Here is a 19,288-nt window from a genome sequence, read left to right as displayed (position 1 = left end):
CTTCCGAGGGCCATGGCGGTGCTGGTGCTGAACGAGGCGGAGCGGCGCAAGCTGGACGGCACCGACGACGCCCTCTTCTATGCGGAGCCGCGCTACGTGCAGCACCTCGACGGCGCTTTCCGCCGCCGGCTCACGGCGCTTTACCGCGAGCGGATCCCCCCCTGTGCGGTGGTGCTGGATCTGATGAGCAGCTGGGTGAGTCACCTGCCCGAGGAGATCCGCTACGAGGAGGTGATCGGCCATGGCCTCAACGGGGCCGAGCTGGCGGCGAACCCCCGCCTGGATCGGCACTGGCTGCAGAACCTCAACCAGGACCAGCGGCTTCCCCTGGCGGACGCCAGCGTGGATGCGGCGCTGATGGTGGCGGGCTGGCAGTACCTGCAACGGCCCGAACCGGTGGCGGCCGAACTGCTGCGGGTGGTGCGCCCCTGCGGCCAGGTGATCGTGGCCTTCTCCAACCGGATGTTCTTCCAGAAGGCGCCCCAGGTCTGGACCGACGGCAGCGACAGGGATCACCTCGCCTACATCAGCCGGGTGCTGCAGGCCCAGGGCTGGCCGGCCCCGCAGCTGATCGCCGAAGCGACCCGGGCCGAGGGCCCCCAGGGCTGGCTGGGGGGACAGGGGGACCCGTTCTTTGCCGTGGTGGCCGAAAAGCCTGCGCCCTAGGCCCGCCCCATGACCGACGCCATGCCCGCGCCAACCCAGGACGAACCCCTGCCGCCTTGGCGCCCGCTGCTGCGCGGGGCGCTGGAGCGCCAGGGACGGTCTCCCCAGGCCCGCTGGTTGCAGCTGGCCAGCCTGGCGGCGGACGGCACCCCGAGGGTGCGCACCCTGGTGTTCCGCTGCTGGGCCGGGGGAGCGGCCCTGGACCTGCTCACCGACCGCCGCAGTGCCAAAAGCGGCGAACTGAAGGGGCTGGCACCGCTGGAACTTTGCTGGGTGCTGCCCAAGGCCCGCTGCCAGTTCCGCCTCAGGGGGCATCGGCTCCCGCTAGGTGGTGAAGAGGAACGGCAGGCCCTGGATCGCCACTGGCAGGCTCTCACGCCCAGGGGCCGGGCTCTCTGGGGCTGGCCGACGCCAGGGGACCCGCTGCAGGCCGAAGCCCCGTTCCCGCGGGAACTTCAAGACGGCGCGCCAAGGCCGGAGCACTTCGAGCTGCTGCGGGTGCAGCTGCAGCGGGTGGAGCTGCTGGAGCTGCTGGGTCATCCGCACCGGCGCCGCTGCTGGCGAGCCGCCAACGGCTGGCAAGAGGAAAGGCTCAATCCGTGAGGCTTCACGCCGAAGCGTCGCCCACGTTTAACAGATCTTCACATTAGCCTGGGACAAAGCGAGAGACCCATGCTGGAAGCCCTGTTCCCCATCGTTTACATGGTCAGCTTCGCGGTGATCGCTGGCGGCGCCTTTGCCCTGATGACCCAGAACCTGCGCAGCGCTTCGACCATGCCGGCCAAGCGGCCCTCCCATCCCGAAGCCCCCGCCCCGGGCGAAGAAGTGCTGTATGTGGACCTCAGTCGCGAACGGCTTGAACAGCTCTACGAACAGGCCAGCTGAAGGGACCTTCAGCCAGAGAACACCGTGATGCTGGACGTTTCCCGGTAATTGTCATCCGCCATGCTGTCGACCCGAAAGGAGGTCCAGGTGGCAAAGGGCTCGGGATCACAGGCGGTCACCGGCCATTCGATGCGGCGGCTTTGGTAGGTCAGACCAACACAGGTCAAGGCCTGATCGTCGGCCATCAGCGACCAGAGCAGCCTCAGGTCGCTGCGCTCGTAGGGAATGCTCTGCTCCTGGATGCACGGATCGGCGGGATAGCCGGGGGAGAGCTCAAGCGAACGCTGGTTTTCCCAGCAGAGATAATCGCCGTTTTCGGTGGGATAGAACCAGCAGGTTTCGTTATCGGCGTCTCGCAGGGAAAACTGGTCGAGACAGCGTATCGACGTGATGGCCAGGCCATCCGCCGGGTGGCCGGTGCGTTCCTGACGCTCAGGACCGCTGAGCTCATAGGCGCCGAGCCAGAGGGAGCGAGGCTCCAAGTGGGGCACCAGGGCATCACAGATCAGTCGGCGGACGGAGCCCGTCTCCGCGGAGGAGGTGGAATCTTCCTGGCAGGGATCGGTGCGGAGGGGCACGAACGGATCGGCACCGCTGACGTTGGCCTGACCCGAAGCGACCAGCTCATCAAGGCTCAGCTCGGGTGGCGTCGCTGTGCGGAACATGCGCAGGGCAATGCCACTTCCGATGCCAAGGCGTTGGGCCGCCAGGAGATCGGCCCAGGAGGCGCCATCGCCGGGCAGGGCACCGTCTGGGGCCAGGACAAAGACAAGAGCGTGCGCCATGGCGGATCGGGGTGAACGCTGCAGACATCAAAGCCCGGATGGCAGAACCACCCGGGCTGAGGCAGGCGAACCTTCCCGTGAATCAGCCGAGGCCGATCTGGGCAAGGATGCCTTGGCCGGTGAGGATTTCGGTGCCGAGGCCGATCACGAAACCGAGCATGGCGAGACGGCCGTTCCAGGTTTCAGCGAAAGCGACGAAGCCGAAGCGGGTGGTGGAGTCGGTCATGGAAGGAGTTTGTTTGCGAAACTTGAAGGGAGTGTAAACGATCGTGAAGCGTTGTGACTGTCGTCAGCGATGCCGTTGACGACCCAGGGGCTCGATCCATTCCTCGAGGACGCCTGGGGTGGGCTCCTCGGGGGCCGCGGTGTCGGCAGACACCAGGCGGCAGCCCAGCTGGATGTCGCCCTGATCGAGCAGACGACCGAGCCTCAGGGCAGTGGCTTCCTCCAGACGGGAAAAACGGTCCTGCCCATGGGTGAGCCAGGAGAGTTCGGTGGGGGTGATGATCCCGGTGGCCAGGGATTCCAGGTAGAGCTCGCCGACCGTCATGGCTGATGTAACGGAACGTAAACATCCTGGCGCGCGGGAGCGGAGACCGCGGAAGTGGCGATGAATCGCCCGTGGGGGTCGGTCCTTTACAATTCTTAAGACGTTCTTCGGGGACGGGTTCGCTGACCCGTCCTTTTTTTTGCCTGTGCACCTGGGCTCAGGGGCAGGATGAAGGTTCAGTCGTCGGAGACGCGCATGGAGACGGAAACGATGCTGCCCCTGGCCGGGGCAGCGGTGCTGACACTGATGGTGGTGGTGGGGGTCGTGGTGGTGGTGCTGAGGCCCAGCGACCTGCCGAAGCGCTGAGCGGTCTTCCTAGCCTGCGTCGATGGCGCTGCAGGTGGTCTGGTTCAAGCGCGATCTGCGCCTTCACGACCACCGCCCTCTGGTGGAGGCGGCGCGACGCGGCCCGGTGCTGCCCCTCTACGTCGTGGAACCGGAGCTTTGGCAACGCCCGGACGCTTCAGCCCGGCAGTGGACCTTCTGCCGCGAGGCGCTGCAGGAGTTGGCAGAGGCTCTAGCCGACCTGGGCCAGCCTCTGGTGGTCCGTGTTGGCGAGGTGGTGGCCGTGCTGGAGGCCGCCCATCGCCGCCATGGCATCGATGGGCTGTGGAGCCACCAGGAAACCGGCAACCTCTGGACCTACGAGCGGGACCGCCGGGTGGCCGCCTGGGCCAGGGATCGGGGGATCCCCTGGCAGGAATGCGCCAGCTTCGGCGTGATCCGGGGCTTGCAGGATCGCCGCGGCTGGGCCCGGGCCTGGGAGCAACGCATGGCCGAACCCCTGCTGGCCCCTCCCACCACCCTGACCCCGCTGGTCGGGATCGCCGCGCGGGCCCTGCCCACCGCCCGTGATCTGGGACTGGCGGCGGACCCCTGCCCCGCGCGGCAGCGAGGCGGCCGCCGGGCCGGACGGGAACTGCTGGAGGGATTCCTGCGCCAACGGGGACGCGGCTACCACCGCCGACTTTCCAGTCCCCTGACCGCCTTTGACGCCTGTTCGCGGCTCTCGCCCCACCTGGCCTGGGGCACCCTGTCGATGGGGGAGGTGGTGCAGGAGGCCCGCGCCCGCCGGTTGGCCCTGGCGACGCTGCCGGCTCACGCCAGCGCCGGCTGGCCCCGGGCGCTGGACGCCTTCCTCTCGCGCCTGCACTGGCACTGCCATTTCATCCAGAAGCTGGAACGCCAGCCCTCGATCGAGATCCTGGAGCTCCATCCCGCCTCCCGGGGCCTGCGTCGCACCGATCCCGAGCGGCTGGCGGCCTGGAGCGAGGGGCGCACCGGCGTGCCGTTCGTGGATGCCTGCATGCGGGCCCTGCACCACAGCGGCTGGATCAACTTCCGCATGCGGGCGATGCTGCTGTCCTTCGCCAGCCATCACCTCTGGATCGACTGGCGCGACAGCGGCCTGCACCTGGCTCGCCAGTTTGTGGACTACGAGCCCGGCATCCACTGGAGCCAGTGTCAGATGCAGAGCGGCACCACGGGCATCAACACGATCCGGATCTACAACCCGGTCAAACAGGGCCTCGACCACGATCCGGACGGCCTGTTTCTGGGGCGCTGGCTACCCGAGCTGGCGGCGGTGCCGGCCATCTGGCGCCATGAGCCCTGGCGGATGGATCCAGCCACCCAGGCGGCCTGCGGCTGCCGCATCGGCCTCGACTACCCGGCCCCGATCGTGGATGTGGCCGCCGCCGCCCGGGAGGCCAGGGAACAGCTCTGGGGCCTGCGGCGCCAACCGGGCTTCGGTGCAGCGGCGGACGCGATCCAGGAACGGCATGGCTCCAGGCGATCCGGCCTGGCCTCCACCGGCAGGGGCGGCCGCCGCCGGCGCCAGCGGATCGCCGACGGCCAGCTCTGCCTGGATCTGGGCCTGGAACCTGCTTCACGTTCCGTTACCTGAAGCGACAGAATCTTCATAATTCCCCTGCCGCCATGACCACCACCCTGCTGCTCGAGATCTTCGCGGGCTTCTTCACCGCGTTCATCGCCCTGTGGATGCTCGCCCTCAACCGCCCCACCGCCACCGCTGCAGTGCCCGTCAGAGAGGAGGAGAGTGTGATTGCAGCGTCTCCAGGCGCGGCCATCACCGCCAATGCACGCCGGGGCCTGCAGTCCTATCTCCTGCGGGAGGGCCGCCTGGCCAACATCGGACTGCTGATTCTGCGCCTGGCGATCGGCGCGATGATGATCCACCACGGCCAGGACAAGCTGGGCGATCCCCAGTCCTTCGCCGACAACTATGTGGTGCCCCTGCACCTGCCCTTCCCGTTGTTCCTCGCCTACGTGGCGGGTTATTCCGAGATCCTGGGCAGCTGGCTGCTGATTCTCGGGCTGCTGTCGCCCCTCGGGGCCCTGGCCCTCACCGGAACGATGACCGTGGCCGCCTACCACCACATCCTCACCAGCGGGCTCAACATCTATGTGCTGGAGCTGGTGGTGCTCTATCTGGGCGGCAGCCTGGCCCTGCTCCTGCTCGGCCCGGGTCGCTATTCCTTTGATGCCGGCATCGTGGCCGGATTGGTTGACGACTCCGTTGACCCTGCCGCGCAGTCCCCGAGCACCAGCGCCACGGCCTCCTCCTACGACCTGGTGCCCGAAGCCAGCTGAGCGAAGCTCGACCGCCCCGGGAGGCCAGATCTCCTGGTTCACCTGTGGCAGGCTTGACTTCCGGCTCCTTCAGCACCATGACCCGCGAGCACGATCCCTTCCGCATCCCCCGCGCCGGTTGGGAAGCGGCCCCCCTGGCTGGACTGGCGTCGCTGGATCTGAACCACAACGGCGCTGCCTTCAGTGGCAGTGAGTTCTTCTCGGAATCCACCGTCGGCGGGGTGCTGCTTTATGCCACCTACCAGGCCCTGCTGACGGCCCTGCGCACCGAAGCCCTTCGCAAACGGGGCGAGATTGACCGGCTCACCCAGGTGCGGCTGGTGCTGAGCACAAGTCTGGAATCCGCCAAAACCGGGGTCGCCGTCGGTGCCGTGCTCTCGGTGGTGCTGCTGGTCTTTCCCTGGCTGACGGCACCGATGGCCATCCTGGGGGTGGTCGGCAGTGCCAAGGCCTCGCTGGATCTGTTCCATGCCTTCTGGGACGGCCTCGACGAGGAGCAGAAGCTTGAGATCACCGTGGCCGCCCACGAAGCAGGCATCAGCCTGCGCAGCTTCTTCGCCAAGGCCTCGCAGGGGGTGGGAACCGTGGCGGGTTGACGGAGGAGGGGCCACCCCACAAAACCAACCCAACAGCGTCTGGGCCCCTCAGTTTCCACCGAACAGCTGCTGCAGCAAGCCTCCCAGGGCCTGCCCCAGGGACTCGGCATCGCTGGCCTGCACCTGGCCGTTCGCATCCACCACCTGCATGGCCTGGTTCAGCTGAGCCGTGGTGGCCTGGTTGAAGCTTCTGAAGCTCAGGTTGAGCGCATTGCTCCAGCCCATGGAGATCCTGGTGCTGGACTGGCTGGCATTGACCGAGGACTGGACTGTCGCCGTGGATCCATTCGGCATCTGGATCGTCCAGGGGTTGTTGCCGGCGGCCGAGAACCGGATCGTGCGCAACTGGTTCGACATCGGCAGCCTGTCGAACGTGAAGGCCAGGGTCTTGGTGCCGTTGGTGTTGTTCTGGAGGATCTCGTAGCTGCAGCTGCCGTTGTAGATGCTGGTCCCGGCATTCATCCAGTTGCAGGTGCCGCTCTGGCGTGTGCGTGTGAAGGGGGGCTGGAAGCTGTTGCCCGGCGGCTGCATCGGGTTCATGCCACTGCCCCCCTGTCCCCAGTTGGATCCGGCGCCACCGATCACCGTTCCCTGGCCGCCCTGGGTGCCGCCGGAGGAATTGGCGCCGAACACCCAGGGATTCAGCTGCTGGTCGTAGATGGTGCGCTGGCGGTTCGTCCAGCAGCCCCTCAGGCTGAAGTTGCAATAGCGGCCATCGGCGAAGGTGACGTCGATGATGGGGCTGTTGACCAGATTGTTCTCCAGGCTGAGGCGTGCCCGCCGGCCGAACTCCCGCTCGGTGTCGAAGAGGGCGGCCCCTGTGGCGTTGAAGCACACGTTCACCGAGCTGTCGCAGATCACTCCCGGGGCTGGAAAGGACAGGGAACCATTGCCCTGCTGTCCGAAGCCGGGACCGGTGGTCCCCCCCCCGGTGCCCCAGGGGTTGTTGTTCTGCTGGGCCGGAGGCCCCCATGGATTGGAGTTCTGCGGGGGGACCCCCCAGGGGTTGGTCCCCTGGGCGAGGACCGCCGCAGGATGGAGCAGGGCCGGTGTGGCGATGCCGAGGAAAGCCATCCTGCCGAGGAGCGTCTTCATCGCCGGATCCATCACTTTTTTGATGCTATCAGCCAAGTTATTTCGGCTTCTTTCCGCTTTCAGATGCTCGGTACAAAAGCAGAAGAAATATGTACGAATCCTGCCGTTGAAAAACTTCTGCGTCAGCGCTGACAGCTGATCCTCAGCCTGGTGGACAACGCTGGGGCGTGAGCGTTCCGGGGGCAGGCCCCTGGCCTCACTCCGCCTCGAGGCTGCCGCGCACCATGTTCATGCCGCAGTGGAAGGGGTAGGTGCCCGTGCGGCTGGGCAGCAGCTCGATGCTGGTGGTGGCCCCGAGGGGCAGATCGAGGGTGCGCTGGAAGTCGGGAAAGATCACCTGGGCCACACAGCCGCTGGGATCGGTGCGGTGAAACCGGAGGCGCACGGGCTGGCCGGCCTTCACCCGGATTCGGGACGGGGAGTAGCCCCCGTCCACCGTGATGGTGACCTCCTGCAGCCCCTGCTCCCCTTCCCTGGCCACCACGCCACCACCATGGCGGCCCAGAAACCACCACAGCTCCGCAGCGATCAGGGCCAGTCCAACCGCCACCACCAACACCTGCAGGGCCAGCGGCTGGGGAATCGTGCGCCACAGGGGCGCTGAGAGAACGAGGGGCGTCATGCCAGGCCCCCCACAGAACGATGGGCGGGCTGGAAGCGCCGCAGCCGCAGCGCATTGCTCACCACCGACAACGAGCTGAAGGCCATGGCGGCCCCTGCCAGCATCGGGTTCAGCATCCAACCCGTGAGCGGGAACAGCAGACCGGCGGCGATCGGGATCCCCGCCACGTTGTAGGCGAAGGCGAAGAAGAGGTTCTGGCGGATGGTGGCCATGGTGCGGCGGCTGAGTTCGATCGCCGCCGGCACGCCACCCAGATGGCCCGAGAGCAGCGTGATGTCACTGGCGGCGATCGCCACATCGGTGCCCGTGCCCATGGCGATGCCCACCTCCGCCCGGGCCAGGGCCGGAGCGTCGTTGAGGCCATCGCCGACCATGGCCACCGGTCCCTGTCCCTGCTCCTGCAACCGCTGCACCACCGCCGCCTTGTCGCCGGGAAGAACCTCGGCGATCACCCGCACGATGCCGACATCAGCGGCCACCACCTCACTGGTGCGACGGGCATCCCCGCTGAGCAACACCACCTCCAGCCCCAGCTTGCGCAGGGAGGCCACCGCGGCATGGGCTTCGGGCTTGATGGGATCGGCGATGCCGAAACAGGCCTCGATCCGCCCGGCCACCGCCACGGCGGCCACGCTGCGGGCGGCCCGCTCCAGGCGCGCCACCACCGGATCAAGGGGGGCGGTGTCCAGGCCCGAGGCTTCCAGCCAGCGGAGGCTGCCCACCCGCACCTCTTGCCCGCCCACGGTGGCCAGGACGCCAAGCCCCGTCATGGCCTCGAAGGTGTCCACCTCCGGAAGCACCTCGTCGCCTTGACGGCTTGTGGCGTAGGCCACGATCGCTTCGGCCAGGGGATGTTCCGAGCGCGACTCCACCGCCGCCACCAGGGCCAGCAGTGTCTGGGCCGGCACCGCACCGCCACGGAGGCGTTCGAAATCGGTCACCTCAGGCTGGCCGGCGGTGAGGGTACCGGTCTTGTCGAGCACGATGGTGCGCAACCCACCGGCCGTTTCCAGCGCCTCGGCGCTGCGGAAGATCAGACCGTTCTCGGCCCCCTTGCCGGAGGCCACCATGATCGCCGTGGGGGTGGCCAGGCCCAGGGCGCAGGGGCAGGCGATCACCAGCACGCTCACCAGGAAAAGGGTCGCCAGCACCACGTTGCCGCTGACCAGGAACCACACCATGAAGGTGGCGATGGCAATGGCGATGACCACCGGCACGAACCAGCCCACCACCTGATCCGCCAGGCGCTGCACCTGGGTGTGGGAGCTCTGGGCCTGGCGCACCAGCTCCACGATGCGGGCCAGCATGGTGTCGGCTCCCACCCGGGTGACGCGGAAGCTGAAGCTGCCGCTGCGGTTCATCGAGGCGCCGATCACCCCATCCCCAGGCCCCTTGGCCACCGGGGTCGGCTCCCCGGTGAGCATCGATTCCTCCACCCAGGAACTGCCCTCCTCCACCACGCCATCGAGGGGCAGCTTCTCCCCGGGGCGCACCTGCACCAGATCACCCACCAGCACCGTCGCCACGGGGATCTCCGTGGCGATCCCATCCCGGAACACGCGCGCCGTGGCGGGCTGGAGCTGGAGCAGCCGCCGGATCGCCTCGGAGGTCTGGCCGCGGGCCCGTGCTTCCAGCAAGCGGCCCAGCAGCACCAGGGTGAGGATCACCGCGGCGGTTTCGTAATACACGTCTGCCGGCAGTCCCTCGGAGGTGAGCAGACCCGGAAACAGCGTGGCCACCAGCGAGGCCAGCCAGGCGATGCCGGTGCCGGCGGCCACCAGGGTGTTCATGTCGGCGCTGTGCCGGCGCAGCGACGACCAGGCGCCGGTGAAGAACTCCCGGCCGCACCAGAACAGGACCGGCGTGCTCAGCAGCAGCTGGGTCCAGGGGCTGGTGAACCAGCCCGGCAGCCAGCCGCCATGGACACCCAGCATGTGGGGCAGGGTGGCCGCCACCACCAGCCCCGTGAGCACGGCCGCCACCGACAGCTTGCGGCGCAGGACAGTGAGCTCATGGGCCAGCTCCCGTTCCATGGCCGTCGAGGTGATATCAGCCGGGTCGGCGGCGCAACAGGGGGACCCCATGGTGGAGTTGCTCATCGAGGGCGGACCAGCGCTGGTGCCTGGAGATTCACCCTATGGGCTCCCCTCGGATGGAGAGTCAAGCCATCGGCAGCAGGGCCCCAAGGCCCAACTGCACCAGGATCCCCGAGCCGGTGAGGGCCTCGATGGTCAGGCCAATGACGAAACCGAGCATGGCCAGACGGCCATTCAGCCGCTCGGCGCGGCCATGAAAACCCCAGCCGCTCTCACTGCCGGGGCTGGCCAGGACCATGCGTGGCTCGATCGCCCGGGGATCAAGGAGCGGGGAAGCGTCGGAATCCCACCGTCCGCCCTCCGATTCGGCGAAGTGGTTGACATGGCGCTTTTTCGGAATTTGCACAGGGGTTGCCATGGTGATGGTTCGTAGGGAAAAAGTTGTGTTGTGGGAACTAAAAACGCTTGAAGGAATCCACCGCGACATCCAGTCCAGAGAAGACCTTGGCAGGTTGGCAGCGCTATCGACTCTGCATCTGATCCGAGATGGTCAGGTGCCTGGTTCCTTTCCACAACCTAAGGAGAAAGTCCTGTCAACAATCAGCCGCAGCTGATTGGTTCTGGCTTCGGGCGGATGACCCACCCTTCCGATCAGCCAGACGCAGCAGATGCGGGCCCATCAGGGTGAAACCCGTACGCCCTCTACGGTGTGCCGCGATCCACACATGGCGGTGGGAAGGTCGCCAGCAAGCGCCGTACCTAGGCTGGGGACGTGCCCATCTGTCGCGACTGGAGTCACCTGGAGAAGCAGGCCCGGACCCTGCTGGACGGCCTCAGCCTGGACGAAAAACTCAGCCTGCTGGACGGAGACACACCGTTCTGGGGCGGCCTCGCGGGGATTGCCCTGCACGACACCTCCCACCGCCGCCCCTGGCCCGCCGGGGTGCTGGGACGCCTGGGCATCGCTGGGCTGCACTTCGTCGATGGCCCCCGGGGTGTGGTGCTCGAAGGCGGCGCCACCACCTTCCCGGCGCCCATCGGCCGCGGGGCCAGCTGGGACGTTGATCTCGAAGAAAGGATCGGCGCCGCCATGGGCCAGGAAGCGCGATCGTTCGGAGCCAACCTGTTGGGCGGCATCTGCGTCAACCTGCTGCGCCACCCTGGCTGGGGCCGGGCCCAGGAAACGTTCGGCGAGGACCCACTGCATGTGGGTGCCATGGGGGCCGCCTCCAGCCGCGGCGTGCAGCGCCATGCCATCGCCTGCGTCAAGCATTTTGCCCTCAATTCGATCGACAGCGCCCGCTTCCGCGTCGACGTGAGCGCCAGCGAGCGGGCTTTGCACGAGCTCTACCTGCCCGGGTTTCGCGACTGCATCGAGGCCGGTGCCCTGGCGGTGATGAGCGCCTACAACAGTGTCAACGGGGCCTGGTGCGGCCAGCATCCCCATCTGCTGCAGGAGATCCTCAAGCAGCGCTGGGGCTTTCGCGGCTTCGTGCTGAGCGATTTCATCTTCGGAATCCGTGATGGCGAGGCCGCCATCACGGCCGGCCAGGACCTGGAGATGCCGTTCCGGATGATCTTCCAGGCCACGCTTCCGGCGGCGGTCGCTGCTGGACGGGTGCCGATGGCACGGATCGATGACGCCGTGCTGCGGCTGCTGTTAGCCCAGGGAACCGTGCCCCGGGGGGCCTACCCGGAGTCGCTGCGGGGCTGCCGTGAGCACCAGGAGCTGGCGCGAGAGGCGGCCACCAAAACGATCGTGCTGCTCAGGAACAGTGGCGGTGTTTTGCCCCTCAACGGCATCGGCTCCCTGGCGGTGATCGGGCCCCTGGCCGACACCGCCAACCTGGGGGATCGGGGCTCCTCCGATACCCGGCCTGCGCCGGGGTCGGTGGTGACGCCCCTGGCAGGCCTGCGGGCGGCAGCACCAGACCTTCGCCTGCACCACGACGACGGCAGCGATCCGGCCGGGGCCGCAGCCCTGGCGGCCCGCAGTGATGCGGCCCTGGTGGTGGTGGGCCTGGACTGGCGCCACGAGGGGGAACACATCCACCCGGGCGATCTGGCCCCGATCCTTCGCCAGGCACCTCCCCCCGACTGGCTTCTGCGCCTGTGTGGCCGCCGCCGGCTGCTGCCGTTGTGGACGGCGGGGGCGGCGATGGTCGCCGGGGCGACGCGCTTCGGTTCGGCCCGGGCCGGCGGCTCGTTCGCTTCCGGCGATCGCACGGTGCTCCAGCTGCCGCCGCGGCAGGAGGCCCTGATCCTGGCGGTCGCCGCCGCCAACCCGCGCACGGTGGTGGTGCTGATGGGCGGTGGGGCCATCCTGTGCGAGGCCTGGCGGCAGCGGGTGCCGGGCCTGCTGATGCTCTGGTACCCCGGAGAGCAGGGGGGCGCGGCCCTCGCCGACGTGCTGCTGGGACGGATCTCTCCCTCGGGCCGGATGCCCTTTTCAGTGCCCACCGAGGCCGGCCACCTGCCACCGTTCGATCCCCGGGCCCGGCGGATCACCTACGACCTCTGGCACGGCTACCGGCGACTGGCGCGCCTGGGTCAGGCGGCGGCCTTTCCCTTCGGCTTCGGACTGTCGTACTCCACGTTCACCCACAGTGACCCGATGGCCCAGTGGTTCCGCGGGGCCTTGCAGCTCAGCGTGACGGTGGCGAACACGGGGCCGATGGCCGCCGCGGAGGTGATTCAGGTCTACGCCGAACCCCCCGGCCAGGCTGCGGAACGGCCGCGACGCAGCCTGGTGGGCTTCCGCCGGCTGAGCCTCCAGCCTGGCCAGAGGGAGCGGGTGGAGATCCAGATTCCGCTGCGGCGTCTGGCCTGGTTCGATGCATCCCGCGACGCGTTCGTGCTGGAAGGGGGGCGTCACCGGCTCGTGGTGGCTCGCCACGCCGAGGACGAAGGGATCAGCGTGGACCTCTCGCTGGAGGCTGGGGTAGTGGGCCGCTGAGCGTAATTGTGCCTGCGGCAGGAATGGGGAAGACGTGCTGATCGTTGAAGACGACATGCCAGGCCTGGGGCAAGAATGGCCCCCATTCCGATCCACTCCCTTCGGCACAAAAAGCCGTGACCGAATGAGCTGAATGGCGTGGACATCAAGAAAGCCATAGCAAGGCTAAGCTGCTCAACAACAACACTCTCATCCATGCCTCCAGAGAGCAGCCAGGCACCAAAGAAGACCAGGGTCTTGATGTACCTCCATGGCTTTCCTACAATATCGCAGACTTATATGCTCAATGAAGTTGAAGCGCTAAAGGATAATTACGACTTACTCGTCGTGACGCCCTACAAAGCAGATCTTGCCTGCAGAGAGCATCATCCCTTTCGCCAGATCTCTGGTGACGAAGAGCTCCATGCCATCATCCAGGAGTTCAAGCCAGACGTTCTTCACGGCCATTACATCTACACAGCGCCAACTCTTGCAGCGGCAGCCGAGAAATTCTCAATTCCGTTCACCATCAGGACCCATTCCTTCGACGTCTTAAATCTCCAGCACATGACCTATGGCAGCTTGGTTCGTGTTGCTGCAAATTCGGACTCCTGCATCGGCATCCTTGCCTTTCCCTATGCCTGCAAACTCTTGAGCAAGTATGGCATCAGACGAAGCAAGTTGCATCCATGCTGGCCAGTCATGAAGTTCAGCCGTTTCTATGATCGCTCAGACAATAGGCCAGGAGTTCTCAACATTGGCGCCTGCATACCAAAGAAACGATTGGAAGATTTTGTAGAACTTGGCAAACTGACAAGCCAGAAACTCAATCTCTATTCGATCGGCTTCAACACTGATGCTTTCCTCAAGTTCAACTCTGAGAATGGCAGCCCCATCAACATTCATAGGGCGGTTGAGCCCCATGAGATGCCCCTTGTCTACAAGGCCCACAACTGGCTGGTTTACACAGCATGCCCGACCAGAAACACGGTTGGCTGGTCCATGGCCGTCCCTGAAGCCCAAGCGGCAGGCCTCGGCATCGTCTTCCCAAACATTCGACCGGATATCCAAGAGTTCCTGGGAGGAGCAGGATTCACCTACGAGTCCATTCAGGAGGTTCCTGATATCATCAAAGAGCCCTATCCTCAAGAGATGAGAGAGATTGGGTTTGAACACGCGAAGAAATCCGATATCGATCGTCATATCCACATCCTTACCGATCTATGGGATTCAGCCATCAGCAGACAACATAAAATCAATCCTGTGATCAACAACTTCACGTTCTACTCAGGCCTAAGAAGCAGCTTGCTGCCCGTCAAGGAGCAGTTACGCAAACTAAAAAACTTTGCCCGTGGCACCACCAGTTCTTGAGACCCCGTGACCGCGCTTCTTGCGTCGATGGGGCGAACGCAATGTCATCACACACCCCATCCGCTGGGCCATGGAAGATTCAGGCTGGTTACGGGGGCAGATCAATCAGTGATGGGGCGTCCGCTTGTACAGACGCTGCCGCGTGCCCTGGACCCGCAACTGGTTGTTGTAACGCTCAGACCACAGGGCTGTCACGATCGCTAATTGCAAGAGCGCCAGGCTGTTCTTGGCCACAGCCACCGAAAATGCCGGGCCGGCCACCGGCGGCAGGGATGTCCAGCGATCGATGCACGGCTACCGGCGACTGGCGTGTCTCGGTCAGGCGGAGGCCTTTGCCTTCGGCTTCGGACTGTCGTCCTCCACCTTCCGTCCTACCGACGTGGTGATCGAACACCCGCCAGGCAAGGGAATCCCCGATGGACGGCGGCTTCGGCGTGGAGCTCGAGCTGCAGGACCAGCGGGTGGGCCTCAGAACGATCAGGGCTCGGCGCTGTGCCGGCCCTGCATGGCCAGAAGCAGGGGCTGGAGCCGCAGGCGGTTGTAGCGCTGCAGCCACAGGCAGGGCAAATTGAACAGGGTCGCAAAGGTCAGGTTGATCAACACACCGACCGGCGGCAGCCAGAGGGCCGTCACGATCCAGAAGGGCCAGATGGCCAGGTGCACGAGTTCGGCCCGCCGGGTTTCCGCCACGAGGCGCTGCAGCGTGGCTGGATCACGACTCACGAGGCTGTTCTTGCGCACACCTCCAGGCAGGGCATCGCCGGCATCCGGCAGCAGGCCTTTCCAGCGCTCGATCCCCAGCCGTTGCTCGTAGGACTCCATGCTCTCCGGCCAGGGGCGTTGGCCCGTCAACCAGTTGTCGCGCTCCAGGGCCGTCAGGGGCAGGCGCTGGGCCAGCGCCCCGATCAGCACCGACCACCCCAGCCAGCCCAGCGCGCAGGCCAGAACCGCTAGCGCGTCGAGAACTGCCTGCCTTTCCATTCAATCGTGCCCCGCTTCAGATTCAGGATCGCCAGGACGAACACCCCCAGGAAGAACAGAACGGGGATTGGAAACACCAGGCAGATCCAGGCGAAGTTCCCCACCCGCCTGGTGAGGACGATCAACTGAACCGCAAAGGCCAGATACAGGAGCAGGTTGGGCAGGACCGCAGGCTCCCCCATCAAGGGCCAGCCCAGCAGGGCCGCCGGCAGGCACCAGGCGGCCCAGAACAGGCCAGAGATCCACAGGAGGACGGCCAGCATCCAAATCCAGCGCACCTCACCGGCGGCGGTCGCGAAATTCTTGGCGAAGCCCATGACCATGTCATGGAAGCCACCGGGATACATGCGGTACTCGATCAGACCGTCGCCGATGTAGGCACTCACCGGCAGCCCAGCCTTCTCATACAGGTGACCCATGAACCAGTCCTCCACCACCTTGCCGGCGACGGCCTCATGGCCCCCGACCCGGTCGTAGTCCACCCTGCTGGTGGCCATGGCCGGTCCGAAGGCCACACCGCATCCCGGGCCCATCGGCACCGCCATCAGCCCCACCAGGCTGAACAGCACTGAGAGCTGCTCGTAGGGCTTCTCAGTGCGATGGAACGGCTGCACCGACACCAGACCCCCCAACTCCTGCTGGGCCGCCACCAGACGCTCGAGGAAACCGGCAGAGGGCTCGGTGTCAGCGTCGAGAAAGACAAGGATCTCGCCCTTGCTGGCCCGGACGCCATGGTGCAGGGCCCAGGTCTTGCCGCACCACCCTTCGGCCAGGGGTGGCGGTTGCATCACCGTGGCCCCGGCCACCGTCGCGATCGCCGCGGTGCGATCGCTGGAGTGATCGTCGATCACGATCACCTCCAATGGCGTGAGGCTCTGCGCCCGGAGAGCCGGCAGCAGGTTGGGGAGGGTCCACTCCTCATCTCGGGCTGGAATCAGCACCGAGACCCTCGGGTGTCCCTTGGCCCTGCCCAGGGGGAGCCGGAAGAGCCGCAGACAGAGGGCCCAGCCCAGCAACCAGCGCACCAGCACGGAAATGGCGACAAGGTCCATGGGTCGTCGCCAGTTCGCAGGGTTTCAGAAAGGTAAACACAATCCATCAGCAGGATTCCATCCCGCTGCTCACGGCTCAGGCCGCAGCAGTTCCATCACCAGGGGTTCCAGCGCCCCCGGGTGAGTCAGGAGCTGATGGTGGTAGCGCACCGGCAGGTTTTTCCCAGGCCCGAGCGGCAGCACGGCGCGCCAGGCCGGCATCACCATCAGATCTGGTTCACAGTAAAAGCTGCAGCAATCCACGTCCTGCAGCGTGGTGAGATTTCCGTTGAGCCGATGCAGCAGCGGGCTGCCCGTTTTCAGATCGGCGATGCCGGCCAGGGGCCAGCTGGGCCAGGGACGGGCCGTGAGGGTGCCCTGCTGGGGGCTGCCCACGCTGATGAACCGCCGGGTGCGGCGATAGCCGCCCAGGAGCTGGATCCAGGTACGGGCAATCACCCCTCCCATCGAAAAGCCCAGCAGATCGATGGGTTGCTCCAGGCCGAAGTTGGCTTCGATGTGGGATCCGAGCAGCTCTGCCTGCACCTCGATCGGCGTCAGCCCGAAGCGGTGGGGCAGATGGGGGATCAGCAGGGGGCCGCGGCGGCCCGCCAGCAGGCGCCGCAGGGGGTCGAACAGGCGGGGAGTGTCCCACATCCCGTGGATCAGCACCAGCGGTGGGGAATCGCCCTCGGGGCCGGGGGCCACCTACCAGACCAGTTCCGGCAGCTCCCGGAACACCTGCCGCACACCCACGCTCCACTCGGCGCTGAGGTCCTTGAAGTAGGCGTCACCCTCGCTGAATCGGCGCCGCTGGGTGATCGCGAGGCGATCCCGCTCGTAGAGGAGCAGGTCGATCGGCATCCCCACCGAGAGGTTGCTGCGCATGGTGGAATCGAAGGACACCAGCACGCACTTGGCGGCTTCCGCCAGCGTGGTGTCGGAATGGATCACTCGGTCGATGATCGGCTTTCCATACTTGGCCTCGCCCGTCTGCAGGAAGGGCGTGTCCGCACCGGCTTCGATGAAATTGCCCTCGGCATACATCCGGAACAGCCGGGGCTCCTCCCCCTTGATCTGCCCGCCCACCAGGAAGGACGCATTGAAACTGGAGCCGGAGGCCTTGAGGTAGGGACCATCCCGCTGCTCAATCGCCCGCACCGCATCCGACACCAGGCCCATCACCTCGAACATGGTCTGCGCCGTCCAGACGGACGGGCTCCCGTCGCCGGCCTCCGCCCGTTGACGCAGCAGACCGATCACCGCCTGGGTGCCGGCCAGGCTGCCGGAGCTGAGCAGCACGAGCACCCGATCGCCCTTGCGCTCGAACACGGTCATCTTGCAGAAACTGGCGAAATCGTCCAGGCCTGCATTGGTGCGTGAATCGGAGGCGAACACCATCCCGCCTTCCAGCAACACGGCCACGCAATAGGTCATGCGGTCCACACCTCAAACGATTCCAGCTCCGACGGGCCGAAGGTGGTGGTGAGCGCCACATCCGCCGCATCCCGGCCCCGGGCGATCAGGATCCGCCCGATGCGGGGCGTGTTGTTGCGCGGGTCGAACACGTGCCAGCCATCACCGAGGTAGGCCTCGAACCAGGCGTGAAAGTCCATGGCCGTGTGGGGCGGCGGCACCTCAATGTCACTCAGGTAACCGGTGCAGTATCGCGCCGGGATGTTCATGCAGCGGCACAGGGCAATCGCCAGGTGGGCGAAGTCGCGGCACACCCCCTCCCGGCTTTCGTAGGTCTGCAGGGCGGTTTTCGTCGCGCTCGAACGGCCGTAATCGAAACGCACGTGTTCGTGGACGAAATCGCAGATCGCCTGCACCCGCCCCCAGCCGCCAGCCCCCCCCTCGAACCTGGACCAGGCCATGGGCGAGAGCAGGTCGGACTCACAGAAGCGGCTGGCCAGCAGAAACAGCAGCGCCTCCTCCGGCAGCTCCTCCACCGGCCGCTGCTTCAGAGCGGGCAGCACCGGATCAGGCCGGCCGGAATCGGCCACCAGCCCGCTGCCCCGCAGTCGCAGCACGCCGGCCGGTGCCACCAGCCGGTGGCAATGGTTGCCGTAGGAATCCACATACAGGCGCAGCGGCACCTCTGGCTCCACCTGGAGCGGGTCTTCCTCGAGCAGATCGGCGACGCGGCTCGCATGCACCCCCAGGGTGACGATCATGGGCGTCGGCGCGGGGAAGCGCAGCGCCACATCGAATCCCACCCGGATCTCGAGGGGTTGGGTCGGCGGCGGCGAGGCCTGTTGAAAGGAATCCATGCATCACCCTAAAGAGCGTGGACGAGCCGGGGACGGAGGGAATCCCTCCGCCAGGGCTCCCTCCAGCACACCGGCGAGGCGCTGCGCCCACTCCTGCCGGGCGGCCTCGGTGGCCAGCAGATCCTGGCGGATCTCCAGCTCCACGTGGGGAATCCGGCGCCGCTCGCCGTGCACCACCAGCGTGTAGTCGCTGGCGTCACTGACGGCGTAGGGCTCGTTGTCCCCCACCAGCAAGCCGTCCTCAACCTCCAGCCCCTGGCGGATCCGCCGGGCCAGACGGTCATCGCGGCCGTACAGGACCCCCACATGCCAGGGGCGCACATCACTGCCGAGGACCGGCGTGAAGCTGTGCAGCGTCACCAGCACGCTCGGCTGGCCGCGCCCGCGCCGGGCCTCCAGCTCGGCGGCGATGCGTCGGTGGTAGGGGTGGAAGAGCGCATCCAGCCGCTGCTGCCGCTCCGCCGGGGCGAGATGGGCATTGGCGGCGATGGCGGCGGCCTCGCTGTGGCTGACGATCGAATCGGGCGCCTGCGTCGGCCGGTTGGCGTCGACCACGAGCCGCGAATAGTTGTGCAGGATCAGGAAGGCGTCGAGCCGCGCCGACAACCCCAGGGCCAGCCCAGCCACGCCCAGGTCCCAGGCCACATGCGTGTCGAGCACCTGCTCGCTCAGGCCCAGGCCGTCCAGGCGACGGGGAATGGCGCGGCCGGCATGGTCGGCCGTGAGCAGCACGGCGGAGCGCCCGCTGGGGCAGACGATCCGGAAGACGGCCGGATCAGCGGGCCCAAGTAGAGGTTCTAGGGGCACTGTTGCAGCCTGGATCGGAAGGGGTCAGGCAGGCAAGCACGG

At 66.6% G+C, this 19,288-nt stretch carries 22 protein-coding genes; 9 read left to right on the top strand and 13 right to left on the bottom strand.

All coding sequences use genetic code 11. The annotated features are described in order from the left end of the window. Positions 1-12: 12 nt before the first annotated feature. The 3 genes from VB739_RS01080 (at position 13) to VB739_RS01070 (ending at position 1,551) form a co-directional block, all read left to right on the top strand. Positions 13-666 carry a class I SAM-dependent methyltransferase gene (locus tag VB739_RS01080; RefSeq protein ID WP_323355302.1) on the top strand — a complete coding sequence of 218 codons (654 nt, stop codon included), beginning with the start codon at positions 13-15 and terminating at the stop codon, positions 664-666. Positions 667-687: 21 nt separating this feature from the next. Continuing rightward, a complete protein-coding gene (locus VB739_RS01075) occupies positions 688-1,269 on the top strand; it encodes a pyridoxamine 5'-phosphate oxidase (protein WP_323355301.1) in 582 nt (193 codons plus the stop codon). Positions 1,270-1,338: 69 nt separating this feature from the next. Beyond that, complete coding sequence (locus VB739_RS01070) at positions 1,339-1,551, top strand: hypothetical protein (protein WP_323355300.1); 213 nt, start codon at positions 1,339-1,341, stop codon at positions 1,549-1,551. An 8-nt stretch (positions 1,552-1,559) separates the two neighbouring features. Here VB739_RS01070 and VB739_RS01065 read toward each other — a convergent pair whose 3' ends face one another. The 3 genes from VB739_RS01065 to VB739_RS01055 form a co-directional block, all read right to left on the bottom strand. Beyond that, positions 1,560-2,336, bottom strand: coding sequence for a hypothetical protein (locus tag VB739_RS01065; protein WP_323355299.1), 777 nt, complete (start codon positions 2,334-2,336; stop codon positions 1,560-1,562). Between the two features lie 82 nt (positions 2,337-2,418). Beyond that, positions 2,419-2,562 carry a chlorophyll a/b-binding protein gene (locus VB739_RS01060; RefSeq protein ID WP_216909860.1) on the bottom strand — a complete coding sequence of 48 codons (144 nt, stop codon included), beginning with the start codon at positions 2,560-2,562 and terminating at the stop codon, positions 2,419-2,421. Between the two features lie 63 nt (positions 2,563-2,625). Then, entirely contained in the window at positions 2,626-2,886 is a 261-nt protein-coding gene (locus VB739_RS01055; RefSeq protein WP_323355298.1) for a hypothetical protein, read from the bottom strand. A gap of 168 nt (positions 2,887-3,054) precedes the next feature. Between VB739_RS01055 and VB739_RS01050 the strand changes: the two genes are divergently transcribed. The 4 genes from VB739_RS01050 to VB739_RS01035 all read left to right on the top strand — a co-directional run bounded on the left by VB739_RS01050 (position 3,055) and on the right by VB739_RS01035 (position 6,095). Then, complete coding sequence (locus VB739_RS01050; protein ID WP_323355297.1) at positions 3,055-3,192, top strand: hypothetical protein; 138 nt, start codon at positions 3,055-3,057, stop codon at positions 3,190-3,192. 22 nt (positions 3,193-3,214) lie between these two features. Next, positions 3,215-4,792 carry an FAD-binding domain-containing protein gene (locus VB739_RS01045; RefSeq protein ID WP_323355296.1) on the top strand — a complete coding sequence of 526 codons (1,578 nt, stop codon included), beginning with the start codon at positions 3,215-3,217 and terminating at the stop codon, positions 4,790-4,792. A gap of 32 nt (positions 4,793-4,824) precedes the next feature. Further along, positions 4,825-5,499 (top strand): DoxX family protein, encoded by a 675-nt coding sequence (locus VB739_RS01040; protein ID WP_323355295.1) that lies wholly within the window; start codon positions 4,825-4,827, stop codon positions 5,497-5,499. Positions 5,500-5,576: 77 nt separating this feature from the next. Continuing rightward, a complete protein-coding gene (locus VB739_RS01035) occupies positions 5,577-6,095 on the top strand; it encodes a hypothetical protein (RefSeq protein ID WP_323355294.1) in 519 nt (172 codons plus the stop codon). Between the two features lie 48 nt (positions 6,096-6,143). Here VB739_RS01035 and VB739_RS01030 read toward each other — a convergent pair whose 3' ends face one another. The 4 genes from VB739_RS01030 to VB739_RS01015 all read right to left on the bottom strand — a co-directional run bounded on the left by VB739_RS01030 (position 6,144) and on the right by VB739_RS01015 (position 10,266). After that, the gene (locus VB739_RS01030) at positions 6,144-7,190 is read right to left on the bottom strand and encodes a hypothetical protein (RefSeq protein ID WP_323355293.1); all 1,047 of its coding nucleotides are present in this window, start codon (positions 7,188-7,190) and stop codon (positions 6,144-6,146) included. A 196-nt stretch (positions 7,191-7,386) separates the two neighbouring features. Continuing rightward, the gene (locus tag VB739_RS01025) at positions 7,387-7,812 is read right to left on the bottom strand and encodes a cupredoxin domain-containing protein (protein ID WP_323355292.1); all 426 of its coding nucleotides are present in this window, start codon (positions 7,810-7,812) and stop codon (positions 7,387-7,389) included. Next, positions 7,809-9,911, bottom strand: coding sequence for a copper-translocating P-type ATPase (locus VB739_RS01020; protein ID WP_323355291.1), 2,103 nt, complete (start codon positions 9,909-9,911; stop codon positions 7,809-7,811). The genes VB739_RS01025 and VB739_RS01020 overlap by 4 nt, the downstream gene beginning before the upstream one ends. 61 nt (positions 9,912-9,972) lie before the next feature. Continuing rightward, entirely contained in the window at positions 9,973-10,266 is a 294-nt protein-coding gene (locus tag VB739_RS01015) for a high light inducible protein (RefSeq protein WP_323355290.1), read from the bottom strand. Positions 10,267-10,620: 354 nt separating this feature from the next. Between VB739_RS01015 and VB739_RS01010 the strand changes: the two genes are divergently transcribed. Both VB739_RS01010 and VB739_RS01005 read left to right on the top strand, forming a co-directional pair. After that, complete coding sequence (locus VB739_RS01010) at positions 10,621-12,804, top strand: beta-glucosidase family protein (protein ID WP_323355289.1); 2,184 nt, start codon at positions 10,621-10,623, stop codon at positions 12,802-12,804. A gap of 138 nt (positions 12,805-12,942) precedes the next feature. Continuing rightward, positions 12,943-14,154: a glycosyltransferase gene (locus tag VB739_RS01005; protein ID WP_323355288.1), complete on the top strand. Its 1,212-nt coding sequence runs from the start codon at positions 12,943-12,945 to the stop codon at positions 14,152-14,154. A 477-nt stretch (positions 14,155-14,631) separates the two neighbouring features. Here the strand turns inward: VB739_RS01005 and VB739_RS01000 are convergent, their stop codons facing one another. The 6 genes from VB739_RS01000 to VB739_RS00975 all read right to left on the bottom strand — a co-directional run bounded on the left by VB739_RS01000 (position 14,632) and on the right by VB739_RS00975 (position 19,171). Next, positions 14,632-15,135 carry a hypothetical protein gene (locus VB739_RS01000; protein ID WP_323355287.1) on the bottom strand — a complete coding sequence of 168 codons (504 nt, stop codon included), beginning with the start codon at positions 15,133-15,135 and terminating at the stop codon, positions 14,632-14,634. Next, a complete protein-coding gene (locus VB739_RS00995; RefSeq protein ID WP_323355286.1) occupies positions 15,105-16,187 on the bottom strand; it encodes a glycosyltransferase family 2 protein in 1,083 nt (360 codons plus the stop codon). Before VB739_RS00995 ends, VB739_RS01000 begins: the two co-directional genes overlap by 31 nt. Positions 16,188-16,256: 69 nt before the next feature. Next, entirely contained in the window at positions 16,257-16,874 is a 618-nt protein-coding gene (locus tag VB739_RS00990; protein ID WP_323355285.1) for an esterase/lipase family protein, read from the bottom strand. Then, complete coding sequence (locus VB739_RS00985; RefSeq protein ID WP_323355284.1) at positions 16,875-17,603, bottom strand: peptidase; 729 nt, start codon at positions 17,601-17,603, stop codon at positions 16,875-16,877. Further along, positions 17,600-18,439 carry a transglutaminase family protein gene (locus VB739_RS00980; protein WP_323355283.1) on the bottom strand — a complete coding sequence of 280 codons (840 nt, stop codon included), beginning with the start codon at positions 18,437-18,439 and terminating at the stop codon, positions 17,600-17,602. Before VB739_RS00980 ends, VB739_RS00985 begins: the two co-directional genes overlap by 4 nt. 3 nt (positions 18,440-18,442) lie before the next feature. Next, positions 18,443-19,171, bottom strand: a complete 729-nt coding sequence (locus tag VB739_RS00975) for an N-formylglutamate amidohydrolase (protein WP_323355282.1) — start codon at positions 19,169-19,171, stop codon at positions 18,443-18,445. Positions 19,172-19,288: the final 117 nt, after the last annotated feature.

The sequence above is a fragment of the Cyanobium gracile UHCC 0281 genome (assembly GCF_034931305.1).
Classification (GTDB): Bacteria; Cyanobacteriota; Cyanobacteriia; order PCC-6307; family Cyanobiaceae; genus Cyanobium; species Cyanobium gracile_A.
This window is presented reverse-complemented; position numbering and strand designations above follow the sequence as displayed.